The 13,733-nt window shown below is 33.9% G+C and carries 10 protein-coding genes; 1 reads left to right on the forward strand and 9 read right to left on the reverse strand.

Features of this window, described 5'->3' with window-relative positions; all coding sequences use genetic code 11:
- The first annotated feature begins 503 nt into the window (after positions 1–503).
- Positions 504–2,059, forward strand: a protein-coding gene (locus tag CIB95_RS13145) for an IS3 family transposase (RefSeq protein ID WP_094925891.1) whose coding sequence is annotated in 2 segments (ribosomal slippage) — positions 504–1,140 and positions 1,140–2,059 — 1,557 coding nt in all. Because the reading frame shifts where the segments join, the coding sequence is not laid out codon by codon here.
- A 95-nt stretch (positions 2,060–2,154) separates the two neighbouring features.
- Here the strand turns inward: CIB95_RS13145 and CIB95_RS13150 are convergent.
- From CIB95_RS13150 to CIB95_RS13190, 9 genes are all read right to left on the reverse strand, one after another.
- On the reverse strand, positions 2,155–2,775 hold the full coding sequence (locus CIB95_RS13150) for a cyclase family protein (RefSeq protein ID WP_094925893.1): 621 nt from the start codon (positions 2,773–2,775) through the stop codon (positions 2,155–2,157).
- Positions 2,776–2,799: 24 nt separating this feature from the next.
- Complete coding sequence (zwf, locus tag CIB95_RS13155; protein WP_233144140.1) at positions 2,800–4,299, reverse strand: glucose-6-phosphate dehydrogenase; 1,500 nt, start codon at positions 4,297–4,299, stop codon at positions 2,800–2,802.
- Positions 4,300–4,448: 149 nt separating this feature from the next.
- Positions 4,449–6,041 carry an amidohydrolase gene (locus tag CIB95_RS13160; protein ID WP_094925895.1) on the reverse strand — a complete coding sequence of 531 codons (1,593 nt, stop codon included), beginning with the start codon at positions 6,039–6,041 and terminating at the stop codon, positions 4,449–4,451.
- A 170-nt stretch (positions 6,042–6,211) separates the two neighbouring features.
- The gene (locus CIB95_RS13165; RefSeq protein WP_094925897.1) at positions 6,212–6,415 is read right to left on the reverse strand and encodes an alpha/beta-type small acid-soluble spore protein; all 204 of its coding nucleotides are present in this window, start codon (positions 6,413–6,415) and stop codon (positions 6,212–6,214) included.
- A gap of 145 nt (positions 6,416–6,560) precedes the next feature.
- Complete coding sequence (gene thiI / locus CIB95_RS13170; protein ID WP_094925899.1) at positions 6,561–7,769, reverse strand: tRNA uracil 4-sulfurtransferase ThiI; 1,209 nt, start codon at positions 7,767–7,769, stop codon at positions 6,561–6,563.
- Between the two features lies 1 nt (position 7,770).
- Entirely contained in the window at positions 7,771–8,916 is a 1,146-nt protein-coding gene (locus tag CIB95_RS13175; RefSeq protein WP_094925901.1) for a cysteine desulfurase family protein, read from the reverse strand.
- Between the two features lie 256 nt (positions 8,917–9,172).
- Positions 9,173–10,078, reverse strand: coding sequence for a polysaccharide deacetylase family protein (locus CIB95_RS13180; protein ID WP_233144141.1), 906 nt, complete (start codon positions 10,076–10,078; stop codon positions 9,173–9,175).
- 125 nt (positions 10,079–10,203) lie between these two features.
- Positions 10,204–11,883 carry a GNAT family N-acetyltransferase gene (locus CIB95_RS13185; protein ID WP_094925905.1) on the reverse strand — a complete coding sequence of 560 codons (1,680 nt, stop codon included), beginning with the start codon at positions 11,881–11,883 and terminating at the stop codon, positions 10,204–10,206.
- A 113-nt stretch (positions 11,884–11,996) separates the two neighbouring features.
- Complete coding sequence (locus tag CIB95_RS13190; protein WP_094925907.1) at positions 11,997–13,694, reverse strand: septation ring formation regulator EzrA; 1,698 nt, start codon at positions 13,692–13,694, stop codon at positions 11,997–11,999.
- Between the last annotated feature and the right edge of the window lie 39 nt (positions 13,695–13,733).

Below are 13,733 nucleotides of genomic sequence, written 5' to 3' on the forward strand. Positions count from 1 at the left end.
GCGTTTTGATGTTGACTTATCGTAAGTGAGTAGTATGAAGTTCTCAAGTTGATAGGAGCCTTTTCTAGACACCACTTCACTGATCGATGTAGACTTATCAAAATGAAGAGCGTGAAGTTTTATAGACGTTGATTGCTGAAGCTGGACAATAGAAAAGCTGAAGCGAATTTATAAAATATTTTTTTGATGGAGTCAACGGCACGAGACTCCTGCGGGAAAGCAACAGCTGAAGACCCCACAGGAAGTACATTTTCAGAGGAGGCTGAAGCGTTGCCCGCGGAAAGCGAGTGCCTGATACTTATATCAATAATCCAAATTACTACTTCCTGTTAAAGGAGACTTTTTCAGTTTCCTCAAAGCCAGTGTCCGAAGAGTTTTGACGGAGCATTATAATTATTTCTTATGAAAAAAGAAAAACCGAACATCCAGATGTAATGATATGCTCCCCTTTAGGTAGACAGATTAAAAAATAAAAATCTGACTACTAAAAGGGGAGTAATTTTATGCCTAAAAGAGCACACTCACTTGAGGTTAGGATAGAAGTATTAAATGCATTAAAAGATGATGTTTTAACGCTAAGTGAAATAGTTAAGAAGTATAAGGTTAGTAAAAGCGCAATTCGTGATTGGAAGTATAAATTCGATAAATTTGGTTTTGAGGGTCTTAAAGAATCTTCCTCTTGGAAAAAGTACTCTAATGAATTAAAACAGTTAGCCATTAATGACTTTCTTTCTGGTAAATATTCTTTGGAGGAAGTCGCAAAAAAACATGAAATATCAAATGAGTCTGTCCTCAGAAATTGGATTAAGAAGTATAATAGTCATAGAGACTTAAAAGGTACGTTTACGGGGAGGACGACTACTATGACTATAAGAAAAACCACATGGGAAGAGCGAATACAAATAGTAATTGATTGTCTAGGTAACGGAAAAAATTATCAAGAAACAGCTAATAATAATAATGTTTCTTATCAACAAGTCTATCTATGGGTTAGAAAGTATGAAGCTGGCGGAGCTGACGCACTGAAAGATAAACGTGGTCACAAGAAAGAAGAAGTTAGTCTAACTCCAGCTGAAAAAATTAAACTACAAATGAAAAAGTTAGAAAGAGAAAATGAGCGATTGCGTGCGGAGAATTTATACTTAAAAAAGTTAGAGGAGATCGAGAGGGGGCGAAAATAAATCAAATACGATATAAAGTTAGGTACATCGCTATTAAGGAACTTCATGAGCAGGAGAAGCTAAGTATTCTACTACTGTGTGATATCGCTGGTGTTACAAGAGGTGCATACTATAAGTGGCTTAAACGTATTCCTTCCTCCCAAGAAACTCTAAATGAAGAAATCATTAAAGAGATGAAAATTCTCCATGAAAGTGTTGATGGCATATTTGGTTACCGCCAAATGAAACTTCATATGGAAAGAAAGTTCAAGAGGAAACTTAATCATAAAAGGATCTATCGGTTAATGAAAGTTGCAGGTCTACAGTCTGTCATCCGAAGAAAGACAAAACGTTATAAATACTCAACACCCCAACATGTAGCAGCCAATGTATTAAATAGGGATTTCAAGGCTGAAAAGCCAAATGAAAAATGGGTAACTGACGTTACCGAATTTAAGTATGGTCAATCAAAAAAGGCATATTTAAGTGCGATACGTGATCTGTATGACGGATCCATTATAAGTTATGTACTAGGGCACTCCAATAATAATCAACTTGTATTCAAGACACTTGATCAAGCTACTGAACAATTAAATCAGGAACATCCACTTATTCATAGTGATCGTGGTTACCAATACACTTCTAAGGAATTTAAAAGTAAGATAGATGCGGTGAACATGACACAAAGTATGTCAAGAGTTGGTCGTTGTATTGACAATGGCCCAATGGAATCTTTTTGGGGAACACTGAAATGTGAGAAGTATTATTTAAACAAATATAATACATATGAGGAACTTACTACTGCGATAGATGAATACATGCATTTTTATAATTATGAAAGATATCAAAAACGACTAAACGGCTTCAGCCCAATGGAATATAGAGTTAAAGCCGCTTAAGTCACTTTTTATTATTCCACTGTCTACTTGACAGGGGGCAGTTCATAAATCTGAATAGTTCGGTTTTTTCTATCTTATAAACTTTTTGTCCCAGTCTATTTGTTAATATCTTCAATTAGTAACACTCTTGCAGGTGCAGCATCTGTCCCGACCATTTTTAATGGGGCGGCAACCATGAAATACTCACCTTTTTCCACTTCCTTTAATCGAAGCCCTTCAATAACGATAATATTACTGCCAAATAAAGCTTTATGTGTTGGGTGGCCTGGTTGGCTACGTTCAACACCTAATGCATCAATTCCAACACCTTTAATTCCCTTATCAGCTAAGAAGTTTGCTGCACATTCAGCAATATAGATAAATTCAAAGTTGAACTCATCTTCATAAGAGTTATTTGTTTTAAATAAAATAAAATCCCCTGATTGAATATTGAGGTCCTTTATATCATCAGCAGTAATTTTATCTTCAACAGAAGTTAAATCAAACACCTTACAATTACCAACTAAATTTTCAATATCAATCGTCTCAAAAGTTTCACCATCATTAATCATGTGTAGAGGTGCATCGATATGTGTTCCAGTATGTAAATCGATATCAATTCGAGATTCCGTTACATGGGCATTTGTTACCGTATTAATTTTCGGCTGTTTTTCCGGTTTATTTTTATAAACTGGCATCCCTTCAAAAATAGGGGCAGTGATATCATAAATTTTCAAATTATTACCTCCATGCTACTTGTTTTAATATTCATTCTTTACGATTGGCCACCAATGGAAACCTTCTTCATCAAGAATTCGGTCGGAATCTTTTGGTCCCATTGATCCTGCTTCATAGTTAGGAAAGTTCTTTTCTTTATTGCTTTCCCAAACTTTAGATATTGCATCAACATAACTCCAAGATAAGCTCACTTCGTCCCAATGAGTAAAGTTCGTTGCATCTCCTAGCATACAATCAAATACAAGACGCTCATACGCTTCCGGTGTATTGACATCATTGACATGGTCGTTGCTATAATCTAAACTAACACGCGTTGTTTCACTTGTCGGTCCAATCTTCTTACCATTCATTATTAAAGTAATCCCTTCATCTGGTTGGATATTAATAACGAGTAGGTTCGGATAATTTTTTTGTCCTTTTTTCGCATATAAATTCATTGGTAAATCTTTGAATTGAACAACTATTTTCGTTGACTTAAGTGCCATTCGTTTTCCTGTTCTAATAAAGAATGGGACACCTGCCCAGCGGAAGTTATCAATAAATATCTTTCCTGATACAAATGTTTCCGTATTTGAATTTTCGTCTACATTATTTTCTTCGCGATATCCTTTTACTTCGCTTTCTTTAACAACACCAGGACCATATTGTCCCCGGACAAATGTATTATTAACGTCTTCTTCTGTTAATGGACGCATGGCACGAAGAACTTTTATTTTTTCACTTCTAATCTCTTCGTCTGTTAAACTAATTGGCGGTTCCATCGCTAATAAGGCTACCATTTGTAACATGTGGTTTTGGACCATGTCACGCAATGCACCTGATTTTTCGTAATATTTCCCGCGATCTTCTACACCTAACGTTTCACTAGAAGTTACTTGGATGTTGGAAATATAACGGCTATTCCATAATGGCTCAAAAATTGCGTTGGCAAAACGGATGACTTCAATGTTTTGCACCATTGATTTTCCTAAGTAATGATCTATTCGATAAATATCTTCTTCAGCAAAGGCCTCACGAATTTCATCATTTAATTTTTGTGCTGATGGTAGATCGTGACCAAATGGTTTTTCAATGACAAGTCGTGTCCAACCATCCGTATTTGTTACACCTTCTGCTTTTAAGTTTTGAGCAATCGTTCCGAAAAACTCAGGAGCCATTGCTAAATAAAACAACCTGTTCCCTGGTATCTCAAATCGACCTTCAAGATCTGTAAGTAAATGATTTAATTGTTCATAAGATGTCGGTTTAGTTACGTCAAATGGCAAATAGAAAAAGTGCTCACTAAACTTCTCAACATTTTTTCGATCTTCTAATGCTACATTTTTTGTAACGGAAGAAATGACATTCTCTCTAAAAGCTTCGTTTGTTAATTCACTTCTAGCAACGCCGACAACTGCAAATTCTTCGCCAATTTTATTTTTCTTGAAAAGATTGTATATCGAGGGATATAACTTTCTTTTAGCTAAATCTCCAGTTGCACCAAAAATAACGACTATATTTTTCGGTTTATTATTTATTTGCATATTTTAGCCTCACTCACTTTGTTAGGTCTTGTCAAAGTTATCAATGATATATAATAGCTCTCAAGTATAAAATTTTATAGATTTCTCTATATAAAAGCAAACATTACACTACGTTAAGCAAAAGAAAATAACGAGGATTATTATCCCCGTTACCTTTTATAGACGATTGTATTATCAACTACCGTCATTTGAACCGTGGAATTTGGAATTTCATCTATTGCTGTCTCAAATAAATCGTTGGCATATACAGTGAAATCCGCTACATGTCCCTCTGCTATTTTTCCACGGCTATCTTCTTTTCCAATTGCATAAGCACTCCCAATCGTGTATAACGAGATGGCTTCAAATATTGAGAGTTTTTCTTCAGGGTTATACCCTTCGTGCGTTTCATTTACACTTCTTCTTGCTACGGCTGCATGAATTCCTAATAAAGGATTAGCCGATTCAATTGGAGTGTCAGAACCTCCAGCACAATGAATCCCTCGATTAAGTAACATTTTCCAAGCATATGCATAAGGGAGACGCTCTTCGCCAATTCTTTCAATAACCCACGGAAAATCAGATGCAACAAATTGTGGTTGAATATCAATAACAATCGCTAATTTTTCTAGTCTGTCCATTAGATCTTTATTAAGGAATTGACCATGAATTAATCTGTCTCGCTGACCTGCTATTGGAGGGTAAAGTTCGAAAGCTTCAATCGCATATTCAGCTGCTAAATCCCCAATTGTATGAATAGCCACTGGCATTTTATAATTTCTTGCTTTTTTTATTAGTTGGAACAGTTCTTCTTTTTCATGTATGGCAACACCTGATGTTTCTGGTGAATCATTATATGGATGACTTAATAAAGCAGTCCTCCCGCCAATAGCTCCATCAGCAAAAATTTTCATAGCTCCAAACGTTACATACGGTGTTCCGCTTTCGAATTGATGACCTTCTTTGTGCATATCATCTACCACTTCATGATGAACAAGTAAGTTTGCTCGAAACTTTTTATCTTCTCCATTAATGGCATGTATGATTGCTTGATACGTATTATGAAAACCACTGTAATAATTTAAATCTTCCGTATGTAAACCAACTAATCCTAAAGAAACTAAATCTTCATAGGCAGTTTCTAGTGCTCTGTTCAAATAATTTTCGCTAGCTTCGGGTGCAGCCTTTTTTACTAAATCTTGTGCTTGATCAAGTAAAAAACCAGTTGCTACTCCTTCATCATCACGAACTATTACTCCACCTTGCGGATTTTCCGTTTCATTTGTAATGCCTGCAATTGTTAACGCTTTCGTATTGACTAGAATTGCGTGTCTACATACTCGTGTTAACATAACAGGGTGATTAGGTGCTATTTCGTCTAGCTCGTCGCGGTGAAATATTTTTCGGTCAGGAAAATTATTCTCATTCCAACCTTCCCCATATACCCATTCGCCATCTGGTGTATTGGCTACAGCATCTTTTAGCATCACTTTCATTTCTTCTGCTGAATTAGCTGTTGAAAGATCTAATCTAAGTAACTTTTCCCCATGTCCAATCATATGGCCATGGCTATCTACAAAACCAGGGTACATTGTTGCACCATGTAGATTTTGTTTTTCTTTAATATCATCCTTATAAGTCTCTTTTATTTCATCTAATTGACCAACAGCTCTAATATAACCATCTTTAACGAATACTGCCTCAACCGTATGTCCTTCTTGCTCCATCGTATATATTTTTCCACCATACCATAATGTCCCCATGCTATATTCCCCAATTCATATCATAATTTTTTTCATTATATCATAGCCATTTATTTTATTAAGGTTGGAAGCATTATAGAGGATTATAGAAAGGGAAATGTAGTAATAAACATAAAAAGGGGTGGAAGACCACCCCTTTATTCCATTTTATATTCAACTGTATTTGTTTCTTAAGCTTGAGGAGTTCCACCTAATTGTTGCTCAGCCATTTGCACAAGACGTTTTGTAATTTCACCACCAACTGAACCGTTAGAACGTGCCGTTGTATCTGGTCCAAGTTGAACGCCAAATTCTGTTGCAATTTCATACTTCATTTGATCTAAAGCTTGTTGTACTCCTGGTACTACTAATTGATTTGAAGTGTTGCTTGCCATGGTGTATCACCTCCTTGTGTACTTATAGATTGTGTAAAAACGATGTAAACATTCATTTAAAGTAGTGGTAATTTTTTCATAACTTTAAAAACTAAAAAAGACCTACGAAAAGATATAAAATTCTTTTCGTAGGTCTTTAATTCAATTAAAATAAATCTTCAAATTGCTGATCTTCTACTTTCGTTTCATTAGTAATTTCGATTGTTTCTACATTGTTAACCGCTTCTTTAAGTAATGCTTCAAATTCAGCATTTTGTTCATATCTATTCGCGTTTTCCCGCTTCGGCTTCGTTTTAGGAGCAGAAGGCAAAAATACTGTACAACAGTCTTCATACGGACGGATAGAAATATCATATGTGCCAATTTTGCGAGAAATGTCCATGATTTCAATCTTGTCCATCGTAATTAACGGACGGATAATTGGCATGTTAGTTACTTCATTTATCGTATACATACTGTCTAATGTTTGACTAGCTACTTGTCCTAAACTTTCACCAGTTGTGATTGCCTTTGCATTGTTTACATTAGCAATTTCTTCAGCAATACGAAGCATCATTCTTCGCATAATTGTCATGCTGTAGTTGGCAGGCATTGTTTGATGGATCATCTTTTGAATTTCTGTAAAATGAACAACGTGTAGTTTAATTTTTCCGCCATACTCTGTTAAAACACTTGTTAAGTCTTCTACCTTTTGCTTTGCGCGTTCGCTCGTAAATGGTGGGCTATGAAAATGAATAGCCTCTATTCTTACTCCGCGCTTCATCGCTAAATATGCAGCTACAGGACTATCAATACCTCCTGATAGCATTACCATTACTTTGCCTCCAACACCTACTGGAAGCCCGCCAGCACCCTTATAATCACCACATGTAATATAAGTAAATGCATCTCTCACTTCTACTTTCATGTCAATATCAGGATTATGAACATCTACTGTAATGTTTTCCGTGTTTCGAAGTATATAACTACCGACTTCATAGTTCATTTCTTGTGAACGAACAGGAAATGTTTTATTTGGGCGTTTTGCAGAAACCTTAAACGTGTTAACTGGCTTACCTACGTTTAGCAATGCACTCAACGCAGCTTTTTTAATTTCTTCAATATCACTTTCAACTTTAACAGCTAAACTAAAAGAATGAATACCAAAAACTTTTTCAAGTTTAGTAGCAATCGCTTCGTGATCTTCTCCATTAAGTTCAATAAAGAGGCGATCTCTTGTCATTGTAGGTTTAACGTTTGGGAACGCCTTTACTGCTACTTTAATATTTTTGAAAAGGCGCTCAATAAACATTTTACGGTTTTTCCCTTTAAGTCCTATTTCTCCATAACGAATTAAAATGTGATTATATTCCATCTCATGACCCCATTATTTTTTTTAGTTGTCTTAATTCTTTTTTCATTACTTCCATAAACACTTTTGCTTCTTCTAAGTTATTTTGATAGGAAAAACTAATTCTTATTGCACTTTTTGCTCTATTTTCATCCATGCCTGTTGCTAATAACACATGGGAAACTTCTGATTGTTTTGAAGAACAAGCAGACTTAGTAGAAACGTAAATGTCATGCTTTTCTAAAGCGTGAATGAACACTTCTGGCTTGATTCCTAAGATAGATATATTAATGATGTGCGGTGCACTTTGCTCCATTGGCGTATTTAACTCTACCCCATCTACTTCGGCAAGTTGCTCCATAAGCCAGTTTTTAATTTGTACAATTTCTTGATGTTTTTCTTTATATTTTTCAATCGAAATTCGTAATGCTTTTGCCATTGATACAATACCAGCAACATTTTCTGTACCGGCTCTTAACTTCATTTCTTGCGATCCGCCAGTAAACAATGGTGATAGTTTTACACCACTTCTCTTATATAAAAAACCTGTTCCTCTTAGACCGTGAAATTTATGCCCTGAACACGTTAATAAATCAATATTACATTTTTCAATTGCTAATGGTACTTTAGCAATACCTTGAACATGATCGACATGAAAATGAAGCTTTGGATACTTTTTTAACAATGTTCCTATTTCAGCAATCGGTTGAATGGAACCTAGCTCATTATTAACATGAATCACAGAGACTAATATTGTATCTTCACGAATAGCTCTTTCTAAATCAGTTAGAGATATAATCCCCTGTTGATTTACCGGTAAATATGTAACGTCAAACCCTAGCTTTTCTAATTGCTTAAATGTATTTATCGTTGACGCATGTTCAATCATTGTCGTGATTAAATGCTTACCACGATTTTTATGCTCCATCGCAATACCTTTAATGGCTAAGTTATTCCCTTCCGTACCGCTTCCTGTAAAAATTATTTCTTGGTCTTTCACTTGTAAAATCGAAGCAATAACTTTTCTCGCTTGGAAAAGAAGTTTTTCACTTTCTCCACCTAATTTATGAATAGAAGAAGGATTTCCGAAATAATTATTTGTCACTTTAACAAATACATCAACTACTTCTTCATATGGCTTTGTCGTCGCACTATTATCGAAATATATCATAAGATTTTAATACTCCTTTAAATACTCCTCTTGCAAGTAAACATATTACCATAAGTATAGTTTTCCGAAAACAAGAAACACCTTTTCATAGTATGACACATCTAGTGAATGATAACTCAAAGAAACACTACTAGAGCATAATTAATTGGGCTTGGACATTTTAAAGCTCAAGAAAGACAATGTTTGTGAGTATGCTAAATGTATAGCATACTCACAAATAGAAGTACAATTACATACACATTGTCTTATCAATCATTTATTTTAGGTAATTAGCTAACTCACCCATGTTTATACTTTCCATTCCATATTTTTTCTGCATCTTTTTATAATGCAATAGAACTTCTTCCAAAAACTTTATATTATATTCTAAATTTGTTCCAAAGTTATGAGGGTGCCACCATAAGTGATATATTTCTTTATGTTTTGCTGCATACGTTATATTCTTTTTTATGCGATAAAGGCGTAGTTTTTCAAGGAAGCTGAGGCTTTTACTATATGGACGTAAAAACCGACTTGCAGGAAGGTTAATAAGAGGTTCTCTGCTAATGTCACTTACCTTATAAGTGTGATGTCCTGTTAAGTTAAAATAGGCATCAAGAAAACGAACACCCCGTTTCCAAAGCTTATTTTCTAGTTTGTTACTTGCTCGGTAAATCAAGGAATTTTCATTTCCACGATAACATGTAATACCAAAATCTTTACATATTTCTAAATAACTAGAATTAACTTGGTTCCGAGGGAAAATTAAGGAACTCATTTTAATTCCTTCATCATTGGCAACCTTAAAGGCAGCTTTTAAATCTTCCTTAAAACTTGCCTTCGTTTGACCAGGTTCTAAGCAATAGTAATGGGAAAAAGTGTGGGTAGCGATTTCTTGATTTGGAGTGTTTTTTATTAATTGAATTAGTGGGTAGGCAAAAAGCGTAGTGTCTCCATGCTTTCCTTGCTTTGCTAAAACCTTCAAATCTTCGTATGGGGATAAGTTTTTATCTTGATAATTGGGTAGTACTAAGGGGATTTGTTTCAGAAGTTGTTCTCCATTTTTGAAAAAAAGAAAACCAACGGTGGCCCATGTGGAGTGGATCTCATATTTATTAAATAAAGCTAACATTTTTGGGACTGCTTGTTGAACTCCAATTAAATTATTATAATACTGTTCCAATGTCCAAATATCTCGAATGCCCCAGTAAAGTTCGAAATCTAGAGAAATAATGAATTTACCATTTTTATTAATTTTTCTTCACCACCTTTAAGCATGTGAAATAAATGGTTTACTTGCACCCCGGGTTATTTACCATTCTTCTTTGATTTTCTATTAATTACTTTCCAAAGAGGGCTTTTTCGTGTAGCTAATTCATTAATTAACTTCTGTTGTTGGCTAGTCACACTGATTATTATCTGCTCACACTGCTCGTTAGTTTGGATAGCATCCAGTAATAAGGAGTAATGATCTTCCTCTTTTGTCTCATTAATCACTTTTAAATCATAAATAAACTTCCTATTATTAGATAAATTTTCTTTATGTGAAATATCGTCAATTTCAATGAATTGTTCATTTAACCAATACGAGGCGATATTAATATTATCCTTCTCTACTAGAAAGCAATATTGCTTCTTATACCATCTTGAAACGATATCGGTTTTTTCCATTTTATAGAGGGAACATAATGTTTCTAAGTCATTAATCTTTGCCTTTTTTATCCTTAATGTTTTACTTTCTGGATAGTTAACTGCCATTAAATTGTACAAAAAATAATCTTTCTTACGCATACTCTTCGTTAAAGGATTACGAAATAATTTCCTCATTGAATTTTTTATTCCGATACTTTTGAATTGATTATTTAATTCGCGGATTGTTGTTCGTATTTTTCCTAACGTATTTCGCTTAAAAAGAACAACCATTCTATTTTTCTTTAATTTATATATGATTGATTCTTTCATTGACGTTAAGTAATAGTAAAATTTCGCCTTAGCACTATTAGAAGGGAAGACAAATTTCGCGGCAAAGTCTTCACCATTGTTCCAATCAAACTTGTATGGTTCATATCCAATACTTAAATCAAATAACCTTAATTGCATTTCTTCACATTTTTTAATTTCTTCTTTCAAAACAATTCTCCCAGGGCTAAAAATTCCAAAGTCATCGTCATGTGCCGATATATAAAAAACATATCTATCCGCACAAATAAAACCATACATAAAGCCAATAATTTCACGATCTACCGTTAACGTGTTAACAACCGTTTGAAATGATGAATTAGAATTTTCTAGTAAGTGTTTAAAAAATTGTTTTGTTTTACCTACTGAAAAGCCACTTGTATCCATCTTGTTTCTCCATCTCTTTGCGTGTAATGCAAAAATAGTATCTATTTTTTTTGTAGCTAGCGGTTGAAATGATACATCCCCAACATGGTGAAGTTTATTTTCCCTTCGATTTAAACCATGTTTTTTTTGTCTTGGCTTTAAATATTCCTTAAAGTTAATAGCGTTATAATTGAGAAATGGCGCAATTATTTCTCCTTGAAAAAAGGGGATATTTCGTCGATTTAATTCTCGTTGTAAAATATCAGGTGTTTGCTTACTATTCAATAAACCGTGTAAATTATATATTGCTTTAAGTTTTGAAGAAAAAATTGAATCTAAAAAAATCTTAAGCGCATTTTCTCTACATTCATCTGTAACCACTATATCCATATAGTTTGATTGACCAAAGCCAATAAAAAAAATCTCTTCAATATACTTTTTCTTTCGTTTCATTAAAGGTAAAAAAGCAATTATTTCATTTTCGTCCCGCAACACTTTAACGTGCAACTTTTTGTCTTCTCCGAAATAGTCCCACCATGTTTTTATCCAATCGAACGTTAAGAAAGGGTTATTATTATTATTTTTCTTGAGTATCTCATCCCAAGCTTCTCGATATATTTCCAACTGTTTCATAGATGTAACTAGCTGTATCTGCAAATTCATTTTCCCCTCCAAAAGTACGCTAATTTTTTACACTTCTATTTATTAAGTTATTACGTGCTATGCATACTTGTGACGGTTCAGCTGTTAATGCAAAAAACCCATTAGATTATAGTCTAATGGGTTTGTGCTAACATAGTATTGTTTTCAATTTGCTCAATTATTTCTGGTTTCACGTTTTCTAAAACTTCTTTTGCAATAAGGTACGCCTCACCATAATTATAAGAACGGAATTCATTTTCTGCTTCTTCGAGTTTTAAAGCAATTTTTTCATTTCTGCTTCGGAAGCGATTAGCATACTGAATATATTTTTCTGTTAACTGTGCATGCTTAATTAAAAGTTCTGTTTTATCATAGCTTTTTTCAACTTGTGTCACTGCCTCTACCAACAGTTGATTTATTACGCTCATTTGCAATGGTGATTTATTTAATTGTTCGTATACTTCCATTATCTTTTCTTCCGTATACTCCATATCATTTAAATAGCTTTCTGGAATACCTGGTATGTTGCTTCGTTCTATTAAACGATTTGATTTTATTAGTTTCTTTCTAATTTTAGCTAATGTTTCTTTTGCGTAAATTTCATCTTTTCTCAACGTATGCAACATTTCTTGAAAAGCACTTTGAGATTGATTTAGTTCTAATGCTCTTTCTTTAATATCTTGCATTTCTCGATAAAGGTCTGTAAATCCTTTATCATTTTCATTAACATGGTGAGAAAGTTTTTCTAATCGATTCATTAACTCGGTAAATTCTTCTTCTAATTTCACAGAAGCATGTAAATCATCAATGTCTATGTGATAACTTCTTTTTACGCTTTCTGTATCCATTTTAAGTGCACTTAATTTTTCTGAAGCGTCTGCTAATAATTGCTTTACATCATTAAGCCCATTCGTAACATAATGTTTTGCTTTTGCTTCGTCTTCTAAAACTTCATACGAAGCATCGATTTTTTCTTGCAAGTCCTTAATACTTTCTATTGCTTGGTCAATATCTGCACTAGCTAAATGTTTCTTTATCTTTTTGATACCTGCATGGTATAGAGCTAGATCATTTTCAACAGAAGTATGTTGTAAATAAAAGCCTTCTTTTAACATTTGTTCAAAGCCTTCTTTTAAAGATCGCAACTCATTAGGAATATTTTTTTGTATTTGCTCATTTACGTTCGGCGCAAGTTCCATTTTTCGCTTTAAGTTTAATAATTGCGTTTTCACTTCAGTTAGTTTTTGTCTTGCTTCAATGATTAATCCTTCTTCACTCATGACAGTAAACTGTTGGAACTTTTCCTTTATGTTCGCGAGCTCCGTTTCAAAATATAAAATAGCTGTACCGAATGTTTCATGGTTTGTCATTATCTCATTTTTTACTTCTGTAAGGAGGGCACTCACTTCTTGCTCTTCAATCACATTTTGCTCACCACTGTTAATTAACGTATCAATTTCAGTAGTTATATCGTTCATCACTTCTTCAATGGAAGCTAATTTTTTATTATTTTTATTAATTAACTGCTGTGCTTTTCTAAACTGGTAACGATCAATAGCTTCTTCAATATCAAACAACAATTCCTCAGCTTCAGGAAATTGAATATTGACGATGTCCTCCCATTGACTTTTCCATTGTTCTACAGACATCTCTGTTTGTTTACTAGCACTTAGTTCTTTTAACTTTGCAATTTCATTCACTAGTGGTCTATTCATTAATTGAATTTTCCAAGCTTCTAAACGATCTACTTCTTTATACAGTCTTTTTCGATAAAAAGAACTAATTATACCAATCGCTAAAATTAATATAATTAGTACAATCAGCCATACCATCGATGAAATCCCCCTTAAAACATGTACCTATCACTAATT

It is taken from the genome of Lottiidibacillus patelloidae (assembly GCF_002262935.1).
GTDB classification, from domain to species: domain Bacteria; phylum Bacillota; class Bacilli; order Bacillales; family SA5d-4; genus Lottiidibacillus; species Lottiidibacillus patelloidae.

Excerpts from the sequence above, each read along its gene's own strand:
- zwf (WP_233144140.1), bottom strand. The coding sequence starts at position 4,299 with ATGCAAATAAATAATAAACCGAAAAATATAGTCGTTATTTTTGGTGCA.
- CIB95_RS13160 (WP_094925895.1), bottom strand. The coding sequence starts at position 6,041 with ATGGGGACATTATGGTATGGTGGAAAAATATATACGATGGAGCAAGAA.
- CIB95_RS13165 (WP_094925897.1), bottom strand. The coding sequence starts at position 6,415 with ATGGCAAGCAACACTTCAAATCAATTAGTAGTACCAGGAGTACAACAA.
- thiI (WP_094925899.1), bottom strand. The coding sequence starts at position 7,769 with ATGGAATATAATCACATTTTAATTCGTTATGGAGAAATAGGACTTAAA.
- CIB95_RS13175 (WP_094925901.1), bottom strand. The coding sequence starts at position 8,916 with ATGATATATTTCGATAATAGTGCGACGACAAAGCCATATGAAGAAGTA.
- CIB95_RS13185 (WP_094925905.1), bottom strand. The coding sequence starts at position 11,883 with ATGAATTTGCAGATACAGCTAGTTACATCTATGAAACAGTTGGAAATA.
- CIB95_RS13190 (WP_094925907.1), bottom strand. The coding sequence starts at position 13,694 with ATGGTATGGCTGATTGTACTAATTATATTAATTTTAGCGATTGGTATA.